The organism is Actinosynnema sp. NPDC049800, assembly GCF_040656635.1.
Taxonomy (GTDB): domain Bacteria; phylum Actinomycetota; class Actinomycetes; order Mycobacteriales; family Pseudonocardiaceae; genus Actinosynnema.
Genome location: NZ_JBFAMT010000031.1, coordinates 25731 through 44396, shown reverse-complemented (window position 1 = coordinate 44396; position 18666 = coordinate 25731). Strand labels below are relative to the sequence as shown.

The window sequence follows — 18666 nt, the reverse complement described above, 5'->3', positions numbered from 1 at the left end:
GGTGCATCGGTGGAGCGTCGCAAGCTCATCGCCGTCGTAGGGGGTCTCGCACTCCTCGGCGGCGCGGTGGTGGTCCTGCGCAACGAATCCGCTCCCCCACCCCCGCAGGCCTTCGAACGGTTCCTGGACGAGAAGGTCGAGTACGTCCCCGACACCCAACACCTGGCCACGCCCACCGACCTGCGCCTGACCGCCGTGGACCGCACGAGCCTGCGCGCCACCTGGACGGCCACCGACGGCATCGGCCACGGCGGCTTCGAGGTGCGCTGGAACGGCCGGACCCGCCTGGTCCGCGGCACCGAGACCGAGCTGACCGACCTCGAGGCCAACACCGACGTCACCGTCGAGGTCCGCGCGCTGGACGCGATGGGCAACCGCTCCGACCCCGCCACCGCGAAGGCCGTGCCGAGGCTCGCGTACGACGAGGCGTGGCTCGACGGCCTGATGACGCCCCTGGACCTGTTCGACGGCCCGGAAGCGCTCAACCCGCGGCGGTGGCGGGTCTTCGACCGCGGCAACACCGACTGCCTCTGCCTCCGCCCGCTCAACGGTGAGCGGCTGGAGATCGACTGCGACCGCGTCGACCTCCAGTCCAACGTGCCGCTGCGGTTCGGCGCGCCCGCCCCGGACGGCGCGATCGCCAAGGTCTCCCTCACCACCGACGGCCCGATCGGCTACCGGCCGGACGAGAGCGCGGTGCTGATCGCCCTGCTGCCCGACCCGGTGCACGACCTCGGCCACCTGGAGGAACCGTTCCCGCCGGACGTCCTGGTCCTGCGCATCACGCCGTTCGGCGCGCAGTTCGTCCTGGGTCACGACGCGCCGCTGGGCGAAACCTTCGGCACGTACCCGCCGCCGACACCGGGCGTCCGCCACCGCTGGGAGCTGCGCGTGCTGCCCGGCTCCGTGGTGGCGTTGCGCGACGGGGTCGAGGTGGCGTCCGCGCCGGTCCGGCTGCCGTGGACGTCCGCCCGCGTGCGCCTGGCGTTCCGGCAGGCGCAGGGCACCCACCTGGACACGTTCGGCATCGGCGGCGTGCCGGGCACGCCCGCGCCGGGTTCCGTGGCGCCGCTCGGTCCGGCCGACAAGCGCGACGGCGGGGTGTCGTTGGGCAACGTGGCCAACTCCCAGCTGGCCGGCGCGTCCTCGGTGCGCGTGGTCGCGTCCGTGGTCTCCGAACGCGCCGCGCCGATCACCGTGGAGTTCGGCGCGCGGTCCGCGCCCGCGGTGTTCATGCCGTCGGACCACGGCCTGGACCAGTACCGCCCGTCCGTGGTCTACGCCGACTTCCCGCTGCCGTCGCCGGACTCGAACCCGAAGGTCGGGCTGCGCTCCGACGGCGGCCTCACCTCCTACAACGCGCACCTCGTCATCGCCGACGGTCAGGACGCGCGCCACCCGCTCCCGCGGCTCGTCAAGCGCCCGCTGCCCGACCCGTTGGTGCCCCCACCAGCGGTTTCGGTGGTGCACGAGTCCGTGAGCGACTCGTCGTTCCCCCTCTTCCCGCACGAGGGCGAGGTGCGGCTGACGGTCGAGCTCGCCGACACGCGGGCGCGCGAGGTCGCCGCCGTCAAGGGCGTGGAGGTCGACCTCGACGGCGAGCGGATCGCCGTGCTGCCGACGAACGGCTCGGCCGGCGGGCGGCACGAGTTCCTGATCGACCTCGCCGGGCTGGCCGGCGGTCGGCACGAGCTGGACGTGCGGGTACTCCCGGTGGACGAACGGCGGGGCGTGCAGTCGTACGAGCAGACCTTCGAGATCCGGCCGCTCTAGGCCCTTCTTGGTATCGGGTGCGCAACGACTTGGTGACCGCGGTCACCACGCGACCTAGCTTGACTCAATGGAACGTCGTCGGATCGCCCTCATCGCCGTCGGTGTGGTGCTGTTCGCCGGGGTGATCACCGTGTTGCGCACGGAGGGCGTCGGCGAACCCGTCGCCAGGACGAGCGCGTCCGCGCCGCCGCCCACGTCGCTGGAGGCGTACGCCGCCGAGGGCGTGCTGGTGCCGACGGCCGGTCCGCCGCCGGAGTCGCCGCGCGAGGTGCGCGTGACGTCCGGACCTCGTCGGTTGCAGCTGCGGTGGACCGGTGACGCGCCCGGTTACGAGGTGCGGTGGGGCGAGGTCGGCCGGCTCGACCGCACCAAGCTGATCACGGAGCGCGCGACGCAGCTCGACGGGCTCGAGGACGAGCGGATGTACGAGGTCGCGGTGTACGCCGTGGACGCGTTCGGGCAGCGCTCCTCGCCCGCGAGGTCCACCGGGACGCCGCACGCGAGCCCCGCGGGCGACTACGCCCTGGAGGACCGGTTCGACCAGCCGGACGCGCCCGACCCGACCCGGTGGCGGCTGGCGTCACGGGCCAACTGCGCGCGTGCCGTGCCCGGTCAGGACGACGACGGTCGGCGGCTGGTGCTCACCAACAACTGCGCGGCGGCTCCGGCGACGTTGCGCTCGCGCACGCCGTTCGTGCTGCGGGACGCCGACGAGCTCGGCCGGTTCGTGGTGGAGACCGACGCGCCCGGCGGTGACGGCGAGCTCGTGCTCGACCTCGTGCCGGGGCCGGTGTCGCTGGTCAGCGGTGACGCGTTGCCGCCGGACGCGGTGCGGCTGCGGGTGGCGACGAGTGCGGGCACGACGTCCGTGCAGGTGCTCGTGCCCGCCGGGACGCCGACCACGGCGGTGCGCGCGGTGCCGGCGTTGGAGGCCGGGCTCAGCCACCGGTGGGAGCTGGTGCTCAGGCGTGACGGCGCGCGGGTGCTGCTCGACGGCGAGCTGGTCGCGACCAGTCCGGCGGTGCCCGGGTGGCGCGAGGCGACGGCGCTGGTGTCCGTGGCGGGGCCGACCGGGCAGCGGGTGGCGATCAGCCTGATCGCGTTCGGCGCGGCGGAGGCCACCGCGCCCCCGTGGGTGCCGGGGCCGGACGTCGAGGTGTCGGTGGCGGCCGAGGCGGCGGTGGCGGAGACGCGGGCGTTGCCCGCGGTGACGGGCGGGCAGCTGCGGCTGGCGTTGCTGCACACCGACGCGTCGCCGGAAGCGCCGTCGTTCAGCGTGTCGGTGGGCGGGGTGGTGGTGCCCGCGCGGCCCGGTGCGACCGGTGCGCCGTGGCGGGCCGGTGTGGCGTACCCGCTGGTGGCTGACCTGCCGGCGGAGGCGTTGCGGGTCGGGTCGACGGGCAAGCTGGGTGTCACGCTGCTGACCGGGTTGCGGGTGCAGGCGACGCACGTGGACCTGGAGCTGAGCGGGTCGTCCTCGGGCACGCCGCCGAGCACGGCGAAGCCGCCGGTGATCGCGCGGGTGCCGGAGCTGCCGCGGGTCAACGGCACGGTGCTCGACGCGAGCGGCCAGACCGTGCCGGAGGGCGCGGCGGTGCAGCCCGGGCGGATGGTGTTCGACCTCGCGCTGGAGGGGCGGACCGGCGTGCTGCTGGCGGGGCTGGCCGGGTTCAGCGTGCGGGTGGACGACGACCGCGTGGCCGTCGTGCCGACCGCGTCCGGCGGGCCGGGCATCGCCGGGCGGTACCGGTTCGCGCTGAACACCAGCGGCATGTCGCCGGGGCCGCACCTGATCGAGGTGCGGCTGTTCGGCACGTCCGGTGAGACCCGTCCCACCTCGGCTTACATCCCGTTCTTCGTCGGCCGGTGAGAGGATGGGGCGCATGTCGCGCCCCCTCATCCTCGACGCCGCCCGCACCCCGTTCGGCCGCTACCGCGGTGGGCTGTCCGGGGTGCGCGTGGACGACCTGGCCGCGCTGCCGATCGTGGAGCTGCTGCGGCGGCACGCCTCGCTGGACCCCGCGTCGATCGACGACGTGCTGCTGGGCAACACCAACGGCGCGGGCGAGGAGAACCGGAACATCGGGCGGATGGCGGCGCTGCTGGCCGGGTTGCCGACCTCGGTGCCGGGGGTGGCGATCAACCGGCTGTGCGCGTCGGGCGGTGAGGCGATCGTGCAGGCGGCGCGGGCGTTGGCGCTCGGGGACGCCTCGCTGCTCGTCGCCGGTGGTGTCGAGGGGATGACGCGGGCGCCGTTCGTCGTGCCGCGGCCGGACAAGCCGTTCGCCGACCGGTTGGAGTCGGTGTCGACGGCGCTCGGGTGGCGGCTGGTGAACCCGCGGATGAAGGCCGAGTGGACCGTGCCGCTGGGGCGTGCGGCGGAGGACGTCGCGGTGTCGTTGGGCATCACGCGGGAGCAGATGGACCTGTTCGCGCTGCGGTCGCACCGGCGGGCGTCGGCGGCTTGGGACGCCGGGGTGCACGACGGGTTCGCGTTCCCCGTGCAGCTGCGGGACGGTGCGCCCGTGCGGCGGGACGAGTCCGTGCGGCCGGAGACGTCGGCGGACAAGCTGGGGAAGCTGAAGTCGGCGTTCTCGGAGAGCGGGCCGGTGACGGCGGGCAACTCGTCGCCGTTGAACGACGGCGCGACGGCGGTGCTGATGGGGTCGGAGGAGGTCGCGACCTCGTTGGGGATCACGCCGTTGGGTGAGTTCCTGGGCTCGGCCGTGACCGCGGAGGACCCGCAGCGGTTCACCCTGGCGCCGGTGTCGGCGATCCGGAAGCTTTTGGGCCGGTTGAAGATCGAGTCGTCGCAGGTCGACTTGTGGGAGATCAACGAGGCGTTCGCGGCGATGGCCCTGTCGGTGCTGCACCACCTGCCGGAGGTCGAGCGGGAGAAGGTGAACGTGCACGGCGGTGCGATCGCGTACGGCCACCCGCTGGGCGCCTCGTACCCGCGCGTGATCGTGGACCTGTGCCGGCACCTGCGGGCGCGCGGCGGCGGCTTGGGCGTGGCGGCGGCCTGCGTGGGCGTCGGCCAGGGCATGGCGATCGCGGTCCGGGTGTGAAGATCGCCTGATCGAGCGACAGCGCCGCCGTCGACGGCTTGCTAAGCTTGGCCACAGCCGAGGTCGCTCGACCGAGGAAGTGAGCCCTGGTAGGCCCGTCGGACGGCGGGAGCCAGGGCTTCGCGCTTTTCACCGCACTTGTTCGCGTCGGGTGACGACACCGATGTCGACCACCGCCTCCACGAGCGGCGAGACGCGTTTGCGCCACTCGCCCCCGGCGCCGTGGCACCAGGCGATCGCGTCGGGCACCCACAACGCGGGGTCGCCGTGCGAGCTCAGGTGCTCGTACAGGATCGAGTCGTCCGGCACACCGCACTCCCGTAGTGAACGGGTGATGACGCGGCGGTCGATGCGGTCCTCCACCGGACCACGCCCGTCGAGCACCAGTCGCGTGACGCGTTCTTCGACCAGGTCGACCACCAACCTGGCCAGGCACTTCTGCCGGACGGCCTCCGACGGCCCGCGCCCCAGGTAGATGCGGCTGCGGAAGCCGGCGTCGACCAGCCGCCCGATGACGTCCTTGCGGACGGTGTCGCTCTCGCTCTTGAAGTGCAGCCTGCGCTCGCCGGCCACGCGGAGCCGGCGCATCAGCGTCCGGACCCCCGGGAGCTGACGCGTTTCCACGAACGCGGCCACGAGCAGGTAGCTGGATCGACGGGACTCGTCGACGAAGACGTGGGTGTGCACCCAACAATCGTTGCGCGCTCGCACGAAGGGCAAACGATTGCTCGCCCGATCGGATGACCGGTCGCCCGGCTGGGGCGACGTTGCCCCGGCCCGGCTCAGATCCGGTAGGCGATGCGGGGGTAGTCGACGACCAGGCCGGTCCGGTCGACGGTGATGTCCTGTTCGAACTCGCCGTGGGTGAAGGAGACGACCGCCCGGTCCTCGCCGATCGAGACCGTGCGGTAGCGCTGGCGGACCAGTTGGACCGACAGGTCCGGCAGGGTCACGTAGACGACCGGGATCTCGTGCTCGCCCTCCTCCAGCTGGAGGTTGAGGCGGCGGATCGGGATGGCGTTGAACAGGACCGCGAACTGCACGTCCACGTCCACCGCGCCGTCGAAGTCCGCCCGCTCCGCGCCCTGGCCGGAGTCGACCAGCCAGACGCCCTCCGGCGAGCGGCTCACGGAGATCTGCCGCTCCTCCGACACCGTGGCCGTCCGCAGCAGCAGCCTCTTCACGGCGCCGGTCTCACCGACCGACACCTCGAACGACCCGCTGAACTGCTCGGCCGGACCGGCGGTCACCAACCTGCCCGAGGCGCGGAGCTTGCGCTCCGAGAGCAGGAACCGCACCTGCTCCAGCCTGGGCACGTCGTAGCCCTGCCAGGTCACCATCTGCGCGGCGGCGGAACGGGTGCTCTCCCCGGACGGGGTTGCCCGCTCAGCCGTGTTGAACGAGTTCACTCTCCACCCGGAAGGACGTCCTTGGCCTGCTCGGCCGCCGATGTGACCTGCTCGTCGAAGTTCATCGTGCTCCTTCGCACTCCTGACGCAGGCTACCTGAATCGACGCCGCGCCCCCAGCGGCAAACGCCGCGACCGGGTTCCGCGGGCCGCCCCCGGACGCCGGAACGGCCCCCTGGGAGTCCCAGAGGGCCGTTCCGGACGTATCAGGATCAGGCAGTGCGCTTGCGACGCAGGAACAGCAGCGCCCCGGCGCCCGCGCCCAGCAGGCCGATGCCGATCAGCAGCGGCACGAAGATGGACGCACCGGTGTTGGCCAGGTCGTCGTCACTGCCGCCGCCGGCCGGGACCGTGGTGCTGGTGACCGGCGCCTCGGTCGTGGTGGTGGTCGTCGGCGCCGTGGTGGTGGTCGCCTCGGTCGTCGTGGTCACGACGGTGCCCTCGACCCACTTCGCCTTCGCCTTCGCCTTGACCGGGAAGACCTCGGACTTGGCGATGATCAGCGACTGCGTCTTCTGGTTGCGGTCGCTCGAGACGAACAGCCGGCCGCTGCGCAGCTTGGCGCTGGCCGTGACGGTGAACTCGACCTCGCCGGGCTCGACGCCCGCGTCGACCTTCACCCACACCTCGGCGACGTTCGACGCGGCCGCGACGCCGATGGCGTCCGGGTCGGCGATGGGCAGCGGGTTGCCGTTCGCGTCGACGACGGTGACGCCCTCGGGCAGCTCCGCGGTCAGCACGGCCTCGGTCGCCGTCGTGGAGACGACGAACGGGCCGATCTTCTCGCCCGCCTTGCCGGTCAGCTCGCCCGGCTCGATGGACAGGGTCGGCTTGGGCTCGGCCAGGTCCTCGGCCTTGGTGGTGAGGTACTCGTAGACCTTGTAGACGAGCCCGTCCACGGTGCCGCCGCGGACGTCCTCGTTCTCCGTGGTGGAGTCGTCCTCACGCAGGTCCACGCCGTCGCTGAAGTGCCACACGGCCGCCTGGGTCGCGGCGATCAGGATGCTGCGCTTGTTCTTCGGGTCCAGCCCGTACAGCTCGTAGGCGTCTTCCACGTCCAGCGCCGGGTAGCTGTTCTGCAGCACCCAGTTGACCTTGGCGGCGTTCTCCTTGAACTTGGTGTCCGGGTTGGGGTGCTCGCCCCACGGCACCTCGACCAGCGGCTTGCCGTCCTGCAGCGGGGTCGGGAGCTCGACGCAGTACGCCTTGGCGGTCTGCGAGTCGTTGCCCTCCTGGAGGCGGAGGCCGATGAGGCTCGCGTTGAACGCCTGGATGCCCGGCTTGTCCTTGTCGTTGTCGAGCTCCTGGCCGTCACGCTCCAGGTAGATGCCCATGCCCGACTCGTTCGCACCGTCGTAGGGCTCGACCTTCGGCTTGTCGGCGGCCGCGGGGAGGGCCGACATCAGCACGAGGCCGGCGCCGAGGATCGCAGCGCCGAAGCGCTTCACAGTCGACCGGGATGCCATTTGTCTCCTTGAGGCTCGCGAGGGTAGCCCGTTGGTGTGGTTCAAGGCGGCGGTCCGTGCCGTCCGGGGAGCTACTTGGCAGAGCGCTCCGACACCGAGACGACAGGAATCAACCGAACAGTAGCCGATCGTGTTTGCCCGATCGAGGATGGGTTGACACCGACCGTGAAACCGCCTACCAGCAGCCAAGACCGGCGTCGTCCATCCACAATGGATGATCGAGAATAGTCGACGGACCGTCGGCGACCGATCACCGGGGGTCTGTTTCGACGGAGCGCGAAACGGGCGCGGACCACCGAAGTCGCGCGTTCCCGCAGATCAGACGGTCCACAGTGGATTGCACGTAATAGGTGCCGACCCGGTTTCGACGCCACACCGTTGCCAAACGGTGATCTAGGCGACCAGGGCGGACGGCGTGACCGGGCGGATGTCGCCGACCCGCAACGACGTGCCCGGCAGGCACAGGTCGCGGGCCGTCGGCGGCTGCCCGCTCAGCATCCACTTCACCAGCGACGCCAGCTGGTAGGAGATCAGCGGCGGCACGGCGTCGCCCAGGTGCCGGTAGGCGTTGCCGATCACCGACACGTCGAACCGGAACCGGCGCGGGAAGCCCTGGAGCAGCGCCATCTCCCGCACCGTGCACAGCCGGTGCTGCTCGGGGTGCGCGTACCGCCCGTTGCCGACGTGCCCGCACTCCCGCTTGATCGTGCGCGCCGGCTCGTCCCACCACAGCCGGCCGTAGACGTCCGGGTGCGAGCCCCACTTGCCCTCTTCGATGATCTTGCGCTGGGCCGGGTTCAGCAGCTGCTCCGCGGGCGAGCCGACCAGGTCGCCCCACGACCCGCCGTCGGCCGGGATGGCCCGCATCCGGTCCAGCGACCGGTCGCGGCGGAACGACGGCGACACGTGCATCGCGTCCTCGGGGTGCGCCTCGCCCGCCTCCACCGGCGGCAGCTTGCCGATCGCCCGCCGCACGGTCACCGCGCCGGGCCGGACCTCCCAGCCCTGCCACAGGTCCTCCAGCGTCCGCAGCGGCACGCCGGAGTCCACCGCCACCACCATCGCCCGCTCGCGCAGCTGCGGCAGTCCGAAGCGGGACAGCATGTGCGTGCTCGCGTCCACTTCGTACCCGAGCTCCAGCAGCTGCTCGACCAGCCCGTCCAGGTGGTGCCGCTGCTTGCCCTTCACCAGCTCGCGCGCGTTCTCCAGCACCAGCACCCGCGGCCGGAACTCGGCCACGTACGCCGCGACCCGGCCCACCAGCGAGTTGCGCGGGTCGTCGCGCAGGTGGTTGGCCGGCGCGATCCGGGTGAAGCCCGAGCACGGCGGGCACGCCACCAGCACGTCCAGCTCGCCGCGCGCGAGGTTCCACACCTGCCGCAGCACGGCCGGGTCGAGCCGGCCCAGGTCGACCTGCAGCGGGTCGACGCCGATGTTGTCCCGGTAGATCCCGTTGCAGCGCAACGAGCCCAGCCGGGACGACGGCTTGCCGATCTGCGCGTCGGCCGCGCCGACGATGGTGAAGTCGCGGTGCGCTTGGAAGCCGAGGCTCATGCCACCGGCGCCGGAGAACAGGTCGACGACTTTGAAGGTGGGTCCGCGCACCGCGTGATCGTACGGTGGGGGCACCGCCCACAGGCGAGTGATCCCACCGGTACCGATCCCCACGATCGCGTACGTTGCGCGCCATGGAGCTCCCACCTGCGTGGCAACGGCCGGATCCGTTGCGTGGACTGGAGGACATGCCCTGGTCGGTGCTGGCCCACGGGGCGGGCGTGGACGACCTGATGCGCCGCGTGGTGCACAGCGAGCGCGTGACCCGCGAGGTCGCCTGCCAGGCGCTGGTCGACCGTCTGCTCGTCGACGACACGGTGTCCGAGGCGAGCGTGTGGGCCGTGCCCTTCCTGGTCGAGATGGGCGCGAGCTACCGGGTGCCCGCGGACAGCCGCGATCGGGTGATTTTCCTGCTGGCCGCGATGGCGTTGGCGAGCGCGGGTTTCACCGACGACGGCAAGCGCACCCGCCGCCGCTGGAACGCGCTCGGGCGCGAGCTGCCGCGCCGGCCGCCGGACTGGATCACGCAGACCCGGTACGAGGTGGCCAAGGGCGCGCCGAAGGTGTTCGAGGCGCTGGCGGGCGCGGAGGTGGCCTGCTCCATGGCGCTGGCGATCGCGGTGCCCGAGGTCGTGCCGCGGCACGTCGTGGCGGTGGCCGAGGCCCTGGCCTCCGCCGACCGCTCACCGCGGCTGCTCGCGCTGGCGGCCCGGGTCGCGCTGCACCTCGTGAGCGACACGCCGATCACGCCGACGCTGCTGCGCGCCACCGCGCAGTGCAACCCGGACCTGCTGCGCGCCTACCGGGACAAGGCCTACCCGGCCAACCAGCCGCCGCACGTGACCTTGCAGCTGATGGGCTACCGGTACGCCTTCCTCGCCGCGTACGAGGGGCCGGCCCAGGGCGACCCCCGTCCGGACCACGGCGAGGAAGGCGTGACGATCACGCCGTGACGGCGGTCGGCTCCACGACCGCGGCGGCGGCCTCGACGTCGGCGACCGGCACCGCGGGCTCCAGCGGGCCGAGCGCGGTGCCCCACTCCTGGTCGGCCAGGGCGAACGCGGCCACGGTCAGCGCCACCACCGGACGGGCCGGCGGCAGCTGGTCGGCGTAGAAGTCCAGCTCCAGCCGCGCGCCGAGCGGCGACGGGCGCAGGCGCAGCACGCCGTGCGGCACCTCCTCGGGGTGCGCGAACCGGCACGACCACTCGGTGAACACGATCGAGCGTTCCACCACCTCGGTCGGGTGAACCGCGCGGACGTTCGCGCCGACCGAGCCGTGCCGGTAGTCGTCGGCGGCGGAGACCAGCAGCTCCTCGAACTCGATCGACGACACGCCGAGGTCGTGCCCGGCCACCAGCGCGACCTGCACCAGCGACAGCGGCAGCTGCGGCAGGGCGTCCTCGAAGCACACCATCGCGCCGCCGTAGCGGGTGTTGATCTCGGTGGGCAGGAAGCCGTCCGCGGTGGCGATGCCGTCGAGGGTGAACGTGCCGCGGTAGTCGACCGTCTCGCGCAGCCGCTCGCCGACCCGGCGGGCCAGGTTGCGCATCTCCTCGCGGATCCACGCGGGCGGGTCGTAGTAGGACGCGCAGCCCGCGTACAGGAACCGGGCCTGGCCCGCGCGGCGCGGCACGACCATCTCGATCGGCCGCAGCACGGCGGTGCCGTCCGGGAACACGATCCCGTGCACGCTCACCGGGATGCCCTCCAGGAACGGCATGACCCGGACGAACTCGCACTTGGCCGCGAGCACGTCGAACGCGTCGCGCGCCTCCTGCCGGTCGCGGACGCGGCGGACGAAGTTCGCGCCGCCGTTGATCGCCGGGCCGTCGCCGGACCAGACGACGCCCGCGCCGCGGTCCAGGCGCTGGGTCGCCGCCCACAGGCCGTCGAAGTCGAGGCCGAGCACGACGGCGGGCGCGCGGGGCGCGGACAGCTCGTCCCACAGGCCGTCGATCGTCGTCTTGTTCTCCAGCTCCACCCACTCGGGGCGGCGGGCGTTGAGCACGGGACGGCCCGCGAACTCCGGCGTGTGCGCGTACGGCGTGCTGATCACCAGCGCCTCGCCGCGCGGGTCGAAGTCCTCCAGCACCGCGCGGACCTTGCGGCCGGGCGAGTTCAGGAGCTTGGTGAGCCGGTTCTGCTCGACCGCGACGAAGCCGCCCGCGATGCCGAGCGGCACCCAGCGGGCCACGTCCGAGTCGTGCAGCGGCGCGTGGTCGTCCGTCGACAGCACGAGCGTATGGCGGGCGCCGAGCTGGTGGAGCTCGCCGACGCGACTACTCAACCGAGTGCCGCCCGCGAGCACGACCAACCGGTCGCCGAACAGGGTGCCGAGGCGCGCTTGAAGCGCGGAAAGGACGTCATCCATCGCCGAGAACTCGCTTTATGAGAAGCAGACGAGACAGCCGGCGAGCGCCGGTGCCACGCACTGTAGAGGCAGGCGACGGGATCGGCCCAGCACGGTCCGGCAACGGGCGATGAAACTTGCCGATGGGATCAGGGGCGGTTGCGCGAGATCATCGAGCGGCGTCGCGAAGTACCTGGTCAACCCGGTTCAGGAAGGCACGCGGACCCCGGGCCTTGGGGAACGGGAGCAGCAGGCCCAGCAGCGTGTCGTCCACCGACGGAGGTGCGGCGGCCACGATCGCGGCGGCGGTCTCCAGGAACCGCTGGCGCTTGGCCTCCTGCACGGCGTGCTCGGCGAGAACGCCCTCGATGCTCGTGCGCATGGCTGGATGCGGGTAACTCACTTGGGTTGTATCGGCCCCACCTGTCCCCACCTTTAGGGTGAATTTGCACCGAGTTCGAAGAGGTGGACGACGCGCTGGACGTGCTGGGATGTCGCCATGCGAGTTGGGGTCACCGGGTCGACCGGGTACGTCGGACGGGTGGTGTCGGCGGAGCTGTCCGCCGCGGGCCACACACCCATCCCCTTTTCGGGTGATGTCCGGGTCGGGTCGTTCGACGGGCCGGTGGACGCGGTCGTGCACCTGGCGGGGCTCGGTCGGGTGCGCGAGTCGTTCGACGATCCCGTGCGGTACTACGACGTGAACGTGGGCGGCACGGTGAACCTGCTGCGCTCGCCGCCGCCGCGGTTCGTGCTGGCGTCCACGGCCGGCGTGTACGGGTCGGCCGGCGTCGCGACGATCGGCGAGTCGTGCCCGCGTGCGCCGGGCAGCCCTTATGCGGCTTCCAAGGCCGCTGCCGAGGACGTGCTGGCGTGGGCCGCCGCGGCGGGTCGGGTGAGCGGGGTGGCGCTGCGGCTGTTCAACGTCGCCGGGGAGGGGGACGTGGACGACACGCGCTTGATCACCAAGGCGTGCGGGGTGGCGGCCGGGCGGCTGCCGTCGATGGAGGTGTTCGGCGACGGGTCCGCGGTGCGGGACTTCGTGCACGTGCGGGACGTGGCGCGGGCGTTCGTGACGGCGGTGGAGCGCGGCGGGGACGGGTACGTGGCGCTCAACGTGGGCGCGACACCGGCGAGCGTGGCCGACGTGCTGGCGTCGGTGCGGCGGGTGAGCGGTCGGGAGGTGCCGGTCGTGCGGCGGCCCGCGCACCCCGGCGAGGCGTCCGTGCTGCGCGCGGACACGACCGGGCTGCGCGCGTTGGGCTGGTCGCCGACCTGCTCCGACCTCGACACCGTGGTCCGCGACCAGTGGGCGGCCGAGACCCTCCCGGGCCGGACCGAAGGGCTTCGCAAGCGTCCCCGCCAAGGGGAACCCTTGCAGTGATTCTACCGACGGGGTCCACAATTCCGGAGGTCGCGAGCACGGTAGGCGACAACCTCGGTGGTCGGCAGCGGGCGGTCGACCGCACCGTGGGCAACAGCGAGGCGGGCCAACGGCCGGGTGGTCAACGGCGAGGCGGTCGAAGCGGCGGTCGGATTTCTCGGCGGGCGGCAACCGTGCCGCTCGGGCAACCCGGGCGTGCAAGACCCGGGGTCACGCGCGGCGGCGGGGCAGTGGCACCCGTTCCAGGTCGGCGGCCACCACGATGTCGCCGTCGAAGACCTCCGCCGCCTCGTCGTGGAACAGCCGGGGATCGGTGTAGCGCTGCGAGAAGTGCGTGAGGACGAGCTTGCGCACGCCGCACTCGGCCGCGACCCGCGCCGCCTGGCGGGCGGTCAGGTGGCCGTACTCGACCGCCAGCGCCTCGTCCACGTGCAGGAACGTCGACTCGATGACCAGCATGTCGGCGCCGTCGGCGAGCTCGAACACCCCGTCGCACAGCCGGGTGTCCATCACGAAGGCGAACCGCTGGCCCCGGCGCGGCACGCTCACCTCGTCCAGCAGCGGCGGCCGGAGGTCGCGGATCGCGCGGCCCCGGATGCCGCGGGCGGCCAGCCGTTCGGGGATCATCGTGCGGCCGTCCGGCTCGACCAGGCGGTAGCCGTACGCGGGCAGCGTGTGGTCGAGCCGCCGGGCTTCCAGCCGGCCGAACGGTCCCTCGGCGAGCACGCCCGGCCCGGTGACCGGCTGCGCACGGACGTCCGCCACGTCGTGGAACGAACTGGCGTGCCGAAGCCGTTCGAAGTACTCCGCACCCTCCGCGGGGAAGTGCGCGTGCACGGTGTGCGCCACCCGGTCGAGCGACATGCGCTGCACCACGCCCGGCACGCCGAGGCAGTGGTCGCCGTGGAAGTGGGTGATGAAGAGCCTGGTCACGTCGGTGGCCGCGACGCCCGCCCGCGTCATCTGCCGCTGCGTGCCGTCGCCCGGGTCGAACAGGAAGCCCTCGGCGTCCCAGCGCAGCAGGTAGCCGTTGTGGTTGCGGGTGCGGGTCGGCACCTGGCTCGCGGTCCCGAGCACGACCAGCTCTCGTGGTGACACGTGGCAGAGTCTGCGGCATGGAGAGCTTGCAGGCGGTGTCGTCGTGGCCGGTGGACACCGCGGCGACGGCCGTGGTCGACGTGCGCGGCGAGGTGCTCGGCACGCACGGGCCGGTCGACCGCCGGTTCCCGTTGGCGTCGGTGACCAAGCTGCTGACGTCGTACGCGGTGCTGGTGGCGGTGGAGGAGGGCGCGGTCGAGTGGGACCAGCCGGCCGGGCCCGAGGGGTCGACGGTGCGGCACCTGATCGCGCACACGTCCGGGTTGGCCTTCGACTCGGCCGACGTCCAGGCCGCGCCGGGGACCAGGCGGATCTACTCCAACACGGGATTCCAGGTGCTCGCGGACTTCGTGGCGGAGGCGACCGGGATCCCGTTCGCGCGGTACCTGGCGGAGGCGGTGTTCGAGCCGCTCGGCATGGCGTCGTCCGCGCTGGACGGCTCGGCGGGCGCGGGCGGCACGTCCACGGTGTCGGACCTGGTCCGGTTCGCGGCGGAGGTGCAGGCCCCGAAGCTGGTGTCGGCCGAGCAGGTGGCGGAGGCGACGACGGTGGCGTTCCCGGGGCTGCGCGGTGTGCTGCCGGGCTTCGGGTCGCAGAAGGAGAACGACTGGGGCCTCGGGTTCGAGATCCGCGCCGGGAAGTCGCCGCACTGGACCGGCAGCGCCAGCTCGCCGCGGACGTTCGGGCACTTCGGGCAGAGCGGCACGTTCCTGTGGGTCGACCCGGACGCCGGGGTCGCGTGCGTGGCGCTGACCGACCGGCCGTTCGGCGAGTGGGCCGCGGCGGCTTGGCCCGCGTTCACCGACGGGGTGTTGGCGGAGCTGGGCGGTTCCCGGTAAGCCGACGCAAGTCCACGCAACTGGCTGACGAAATAACGCAATTACTTGACAACATCTGGTGATGCAGCGCACAACCCGCCTAGGGTCACGTCGCCCTGCCGACGCGAGAGAAACGAGTGCTCGATGCCGCGGATGTCTGCCAGGTTCGGCTTGGTCGTGGCGGTGGTGGCGGCGGGGCTCGCCGTGCCCGTCGCCGCCGGCGCCGCGCCCGCGCCCGTCGTCACCCGGGCCGCCCTCGACCCCGAGCTCGTCGCGGGGCGGGGCGCGGACGTCGCGTTCGTCGAGCAGGAAGCGGAGAACGCCACCACGACCGGCACGGTGATCGGGCCCGACCGGACGGCGTACACGTTGCCGTCCGAGGCCTCCGGTCGGCGGGCGGTCCGGCTCGCGCCCGGCGAGCACGTCGAGTTCACGTTGCCGGAAGCCGCCAACGCGATCACCGTCCGCTACAGCATCCCGGACGCGCCGACCGGCGGCGGCATCACCGCGCCGCTGGACGTGACGGTGAACGGCAAGCACCGCAAGACGATGACGCTCACCTCGCAGTACGCGTGGCTCTACAACCAGTACCCGTTCACCAACGACCCGGACGCCGACCTGCTGCACCCGGACTGGTGGATCGCCGAGTGCGCGTGCGTGCCGTCCCAGACCACGCCCGCCCCCGTCATCCGGAAGCCGTTCCGCCCCAGCCACTTCTACGACGAGCAGCGCCTCAAGCTCGGCCGGACGCACCGCGCCGGCGACCGCGTCCGCCTCACCGCGCCCATCGGCACGAACGCCGCGTGGACCGTGATCGACCTGCTGGACACCGAGCTGGTCGCACCGCCGCGCGTCAACCCGGTCGCGGCGAACGTGCTGCTGTTCGGCGCGGACCCGACCGGCAGGCGTGACTCGGCCGACGCCTTCGACCGCGCCATCGCCTTCGCCAAGCGCCACCGGCTGCCGGTCCACCTCCCGCCGGGCACGTTCCAGGTCAACCGGCACATCGTCGTCGACGACGTGACCATCGAAGGCGCGGGCAACTGGCACACCGTGATCAAGGGCCGTGAAGTCGCCCTGCCGACCCCCGCGCCGGACGGCTCCGTCCACACGGGAGTCGGCTTCTACGGCAAGCCGGCCGCGGCGGGCGGCAGCCGCAACGTGCACCTGCGCGGGTTCGCCATCGAGGGCGACGTGCGCGAGCGCGTCGACACCGACCAGGTCAACGGCATCGGCGGCGCGCTGAGCGACTCCACCGTCCACGGCCTGTACCTCCACCACACCAAGGTCGGCCTGTGGTTCGACGGTCCGATGTCGAACGTCTCGGTCACCGACAACATCGTGGTCGACCAGGTCGCGGACGCGCTGAACTTCCACACCGGTGTCACGGACTCGGTGGTGCGCAACAACTTCATCCGCAACACCGGTGACGACGGCCTGGCCATGTGGTCGGAGCACCGGCAGGACGCGCGCAACCGGTTCGAGCGCAACACCGTGCAGTCGCCCGTGCTGGCCAACGGCATCGCGCTGTACGGCGGCGCGGACAACGCCGTGGTGGGCAACCTGATCGCCGACCCGGTGCGGGAGGGCAGCGGCATCCAGCTCGGGTCGCGGTTCGGCGCGCAGCCGTTCGCCGGGCAGGTCCTGATCACCGACAACACCACCGTCCGGGCCGGCACGCACGAGCTGAACTGGAACATCGGGCTCGGCGCGATCTGGTTCTACGCGTTGGAGCGGGACATCGACGCGGACGTGCGCGTGGTGGGCAACCACTTCCTGGACAACACCTACAACGCGATCATGTTCGTGAGCGAGTGGTCGGTGAAGGACCTCCACTCGATCACCGGCGTGCACTTCGAGGACGTCCGCGTCGACGGCACGGGCACTTCGGTGGTCAGCGCGCGGGCGGCCGGTTCGGCGACGTTCGCGAACGTGGACGCCCGCAACGTCGGCGCGGTGCCGGTGAACAACTGCGGTTCGTTCAACTTCCCGGCCACCGGCTCGGAGTTCGCGCTGACCGACCTCGGCGGCAACGACGGCTGGCTCGCGCCCTGGCTGCTGCCGAACACGATCACGTGCGACGACCGCCCGCAGGTCGTGCCGCCACCCGCGCCCTCGCGGTGGTGACTAGGGCGTGATGACGGCGTGGCCGCGCACCCGGCCACGCCGCACGTCCTCGATCGCGGCGGCGGCCTCCGCCAACGGGTACGTGCGGCCCAGCGCGGGCGTGACGGCGCCGGCTTCGACGAGCTCGCGGAGCAGCACCAGGTCGTCGAGGCGGTCCTTGTGCACCAGCGGACGGGCCTTGAACCCGAGGAACAGCCCCGCGAGCGGCACGCGCAGCCACCGGTCGACGCCCATGAACCACCGACCGCCCGTGCCGCCGACGAGCGCGACCGTCCCACCGGGCTTCAGCAGCCGTTTCAGGGTCCGCGGCGACGGGTTGCCGTAGAGGTCGATCACCACGTCGAAGCCGCTCGCGGTCAACGGCCCGGCGGCGTAGTCGAGCACGTGGTCCGCGCCGAGCCCCTTGACCAGGTCCGCCTTGGCCGCGCTGCACACGGCGGTCACCTCGGCGCCGTAGTGCTTGGCGAGCTGCACGGCGTACACGCCGACGCAGCCCGAAGCGCCCAGCACCAGCACCTTCTGCCCGGCGCCGACGCGTCCCGCGTCCCGGACCGCCTGCAACGCGGTGAACCCGGCGATCGGCACGGCGCCCGCCTGCTCCGGCGTGAGGTTGGCGGGCTTGGCCGTCACCTGGCCCTCGGGCACGGCGGCGTACTCGCCGAACGCGCCGGAGCACCACCCGAACACCTCGTCGCCGATCTTCGTGCCGGTCACGCCCCGGCCGACCGCTTCGACCGTGCCGGCCAGCTCCAGGCCGGGCACGCGGTTGCGCGGTCGCCGCACCCCGACCACCGGCCGTGCCGCGTAGGGCAGGCCGCGCAGGAGGTGCCAGTCGGAGCCGGAGACCGCGGCGGCCCGCACGCGGACCAGCACCTCGCCGTCACCGACCTCCGGTTTGGCGATGTCGTCGAGCCGCAGCACTTCTTCGGGGACGCCGTACGCGTCCTGGGTGATCGCTCTCATGAGTCGTCCTCCGGGTACTGGAACACGTCGCCGAGCGGGACCCTGAAGACCCGGGCGATCTGGAAGGCCATCTCCAGCGAGGGCGAGTAGCGGCCCTGCTCGATGGCGATGACGGTCTGGCGCGTGACGTCGAGTCGGCGGGCCAGCTCGGCCTGCGTCATCTCGCCGTGCGCGAAGCGGAGGGCGCGGATCGAGTTGGTGATCCTGGTCGGCTTGCCCACTCAGAACCCCCGGCGGTACGCGACGAGCTTGACCGCGGCCCCGAACACGGCCCACGCGTTGAACACCAGGAAGATCGCGTTGGCGATCCAGAAGTGCGGCGCCCCGGCCAACGTCAACGCGAAGGGCAGCACCATGCCGACGCCGAGCACGACCCCGGCGGTGTGCTCGCCGAACCGGTTGATGTCGCGGTCGCGGGCGTCGGCCCGGTGGCTCTCGCTCGGCTTGGCCATCTCCAGCACCACCCGGCCGACCACCGCCAGCCCCACGGCGATCCCGACGGCCCACAACATGGGTGCCACGTACGGCACCTCGGCCACCGGCCCGTCACCGGCGCGGCCCAGGACGACCACGACGTACCCAAGGTAGGTCAGCGCGCTGACCACCAGGTACACCAAGATCCCCTTCTCCTCGTACGACATCGCCCACCCTCCGA

General features: G+C 72.4%; 17 protein-coding genes. 7 read left to right on the top strand and 10 right to left on the bottom strand.

Translation table 11 applies throughout. The features are described 5' to 3' along the window. The first annotated feature begins 9 nt into the window (after positions 1 to 9). The 3 genes from AB0I91_RS28550 to AB0I91_RS28540 all read left to right on the top strand — a co-directional run bounded on the left by AB0I91_RS28550 (position 10) and on the right by AB0I91_RS28540 (position 4841). Positions 10 to 1773 carry a fibronectin type III domain-containing protein gene (locus tag AB0I91_RS28550; protein WP_499639675.1) on the top strand — a complete coding sequence of 588 codons (1764 nt, stop codon included), beginning with the start codon at positions 10 to 12 and terminating at the stop codon, positions 1771 to 1773. 67 nt (positions 1774 to 1840) lie between these two features. After that, a complete protein-coding gene (locus AB0I91_RS28545) occupies positions 1841 to 3643 on the top strand; it encodes a fibronectin type III domain-containing protein (protein WP_499639673.1) in 1803 nt (600 codons plus the stop codon). Positions 3644 to 3656: 13 nt separating this feature from the next. After that, positions 3657 to 4841, top strand: coding sequence for a thiolase family protein (locus tag AB0I91_RS28540; RefSeq protein ID WP_499639671.1), 1185 nt, complete (start codon positions 3657 to 3659; stop codon positions 4839 to 4841). A 129-nt stretch (positions 4842 to 4970) separates the two neighbouring features. Here the strand turns inward: AB0I91_RS28540 and AB0I91_RS28535 are convergent, their stop codons facing one another. From AB0I91_RS28535 to AB0I91_RS28520, 4 genes are all read right to left on the bottom strand, one after another. Then, positions 4971 to 5528, bottom strand: a complete 558-nt coding sequence (locus AB0I91_RS28535; RefSeq protein WP_499639669.1) for a hypothetical protein — start codon at positions 5526 to 5528, stop codon at positions 4971 to 4973. Positions 5529 to 5623: 95 nt separating this feature from the next. Continuing rightward, on the bottom strand, positions 5624 to 6250 hold the full coding sequence (locus AB0I91_RS28530) for a putative glycolipid-binding domain-containing protein (protein WP_498781633.1): 627 nt from the start codon (positions 6248 to 6250) through the stop codon (positions 5624 to 5626). A gap of 211 nt (positions 6251 to 6461) precedes the next feature. After that, complete coding sequence (locus AB0I91_RS28525; protein WP_498781631.1) at positions 6462 to 7715, bottom strand: thioester domain-containing protein; 1254 nt, start codon at positions 7713 to 7715, stop codon at positions 6462 to 6464. Between the two features lie 393 nt (positions 7716 to 8108). Further along, positions 8109 to 9320: a DNA cytosine methyltransferase gene (locus tag AB0I91_RS28520; protein ID WP_498781629.1), complete on the bottom strand. Its 1212-nt coding sequence runs from the start codon at positions 9318 to 9320 to the stop codon at positions 8109 to 8111. A gap of 83 nt (positions 9321 to 9403) precedes the next feature. Between AB0I91_RS28520 and AB0I91_RS28515 the strand changes: the two genes are divergently transcribed. Beyond that, complete coding sequence (locus AB0I91_RS28515; protein WP_499639667.1) at positions 9404 to 10222, top strand: hypothetical protein; 819 nt, start codon at positions 9404 to 9406, stop codon at positions 10220 to 10222. Here AB0I91_RS28515 and AB0I91_RS28510 read toward each other — a convergent pair. Both AB0I91_RS28510 and AB0I91_RS28505 read right to left on the bottom strand, forming a co-directional pair. Continuing rightward, the gene (locus AB0I91_RS28510; protein WP_499608214.1) at positions 10212 to 11642 is read right to left on the bottom strand and encodes a hypothetical protein; all 1431 of its coding nucleotides are present in this window, start codon (positions 11640 to 11642) and stop codon (positions 10212 to 10214) included. The two genes, AB0I91_RS28515 and AB0I91_RS28510, sit on opposite strands and share 11 nt — an antisense overlap. Positions 11643 to 11790: 148 nt before the next feature. Beyond that, the gene (locus tag AB0I91_RS28505; RefSeq protein ID WP_498781626.1) at positions 11791 to 12003 is read right to left on the bottom strand and encodes a hypothetical protein; all 213 of its coding nucleotides are present in this window, start codon (positions 12001 to 12003) and stop codon (positions 11791 to 11793) included. Between the two features lie 117 nt (positions 12004 to 12120). On the opposite strand from AB0I91_RS28505, the gene AB0I91_RS28500 reads away from it, so the two are divergent. Next, positions 12121 to 13005, top strand: a complete 885-nt coding sequence (locus AB0I91_RS28500) for an NAD-dependent epimerase/dehydratase family protein (protein ID WP_499639665.1) — start codon at positions 12121 to 12123, stop codon at positions 13003 to 13005. Positions 13006 to 13215: 210 nt separating this feature from the next. Here the strand turns inward: AB0I91_RS28500 and AB0I91_RS28495 are convergent, their stop codons facing one another. Further along, a complete protein-coding gene (locus tag AB0I91_RS28495; protein ID WP_499639663.1) occupies positions 13216 to 14103 on the bottom strand; it encodes a ribonuclease Z in 888 nt (295 codons plus the stop codon). Positions 14104 to 14120: 17 nt separating this feature from the next. Between AB0I91_RS28495 and AB0I91_RS28490 the strand changes: the two genes are divergently transcribed. Then, on the top strand, positions 14121 to 14942 hold the full coding sequence (locus AB0I91_RS28490) for a serine hydrolase domain-containing protein (RefSeq protein WP_498781621.1): 822 nt from the start codon (positions 14121 to 14123) through the stop codon (positions 14940 to 14942). 123 nt (positions 14943 to 15065) lie between these two features. Next, entirely contained in the window at positions 15066 to 17048 is a 1983-nt protein-coding gene (locus tag AB0I91_RS28485; RefSeq protein ID WP_498781619.1) for a glycosyl hydrolase family 28-related protein, read from the top strand. Here the strand turns inward: AB0I91_RS28485 and AB0I91_RS28480 are convergent, their stop codons facing one another. From AB0I91_RS28480 to AB0I91_RS28470, 3 genes are read right to left on the bottom strand one after another with little or no spacing between them, the layout of a single operon-like run. Further along, on the bottom strand, positions 17049 to 18011 hold the full coding sequence (locus AB0I91_RS28480; RefSeq protein ID WP_499639660.1) for an NAD(P)-dependent alcohol dehydrogenase: 963 nt from the start codon (positions 18009 to 18011) through the stop codon (positions 17049 to 17051). Then, positions 18008 to 18232, bottom strand: coding sequence for a helix-turn-helix transcriptional regulator (locus AB0I91_RS28475; RefSeq protein WP_387484386.1), 225 nt, complete (start codon positions 18230 to 18232; stop codon positions 18008 to 18010). Before AB0I91_RS28475 ends, AB0I91_RS28480 begins: the two co-directional genes overlap by 4 nt. After that, the gene (locus tag AB0I91_RS28470) at positions 18233 to 18652 is read right to left on the bottom strand and encodes a hypothetical protein (protein ID WP_498781616.1); all 420 of its coding nucleotides are present in this window, start codon (positions 18650 to 18652) and stop codon (positions 18233 to 18235) included. Positions 18653 to 18666: the final 14 nt, after the last annotated feature.

Bases quoted from the DNA above. Each gene is read 5' to 3' on its own strand.
- AB0I91_RS28545 (WP_499639673.1), top strand. From the start codon at position 1,841: ATGGAACGTCGTCGGATCGCCCTCATCGCCGTCGGTGTGGTGCTGTTC.
- AB0I91_RS28480 (WP_499639660.1), bottom strand. From the start codon at position 18,011: ATGAGAGCGATCACCCAGGACGCGTACGGCGTCCCCGAAGAAGTGCTG.
- AB0I91_RS28485 (WP_498781619.1), top strand. From the start codon at position 15,066: ATGCCGCGGATGTCTGCCAGGTTCGGCTTGGTCGTGGCGGTGGTGGCG.
- AB0I91_RS28515 (WP_499639667.1), top strand. From the start codon at position 9,404: ATGGAGCTCCCACCTGCGTGGCAACGGCCGGATCCGTTGCGTGGACTG.
- AB0I91_RS28500 (WP_499639665.1), top strand. From the start codon at position 12,121: ATGCGAGTTGGGGTCACCGGGTCGACCGGGTACGTCGGACGGGTGGTG.
- AB0I91_RS28510 (WP_499608214.1), bottom strand. From the start codon at position 11,642: ATGGATGACGTCCTTTCCGCGCTTCAAGCGCGCCTCGGCACCCTGTTC.
- AB0I91_RS28470 (WP_498781616.1), bottom strand. From the start codon at position 18,652: ATGTCGTACGAGGAGAAGGGGATCTTGGTGTACCTGGTGGTCAGCGCG.
- AB0I91_RS28490 (WP_498781621.1), top strand. From the start codon at position 14,121: ATGGAGAGCTTGCAGGCGGTGTCGTCGTGGCCGGTGGACACCGCGGCG.
- AB0I91_RS28505 (WP_498781626.1), bottom strand. From the start codon at position 12,003: ATGCGCACGAGCATCGAGGGCGTTCTCGCCGAGCACGCCGTGCAGGAG.
- AB0I91_RS28525 (WP_498781631.1), bottom strand. From the start codon at position 7,715: ATGGCATCCCGGTCGACTGTGAAGCGCTTCGGCGCTGCGATCCTCGGC.
- AB0I91_RS28540 (WP_499639671.1), top strand. From the start codon at position 3,657: ATGTCGCGCCCCCTCATCCTCGACGCCGCCCGCACCCCGTTCGGCCGC.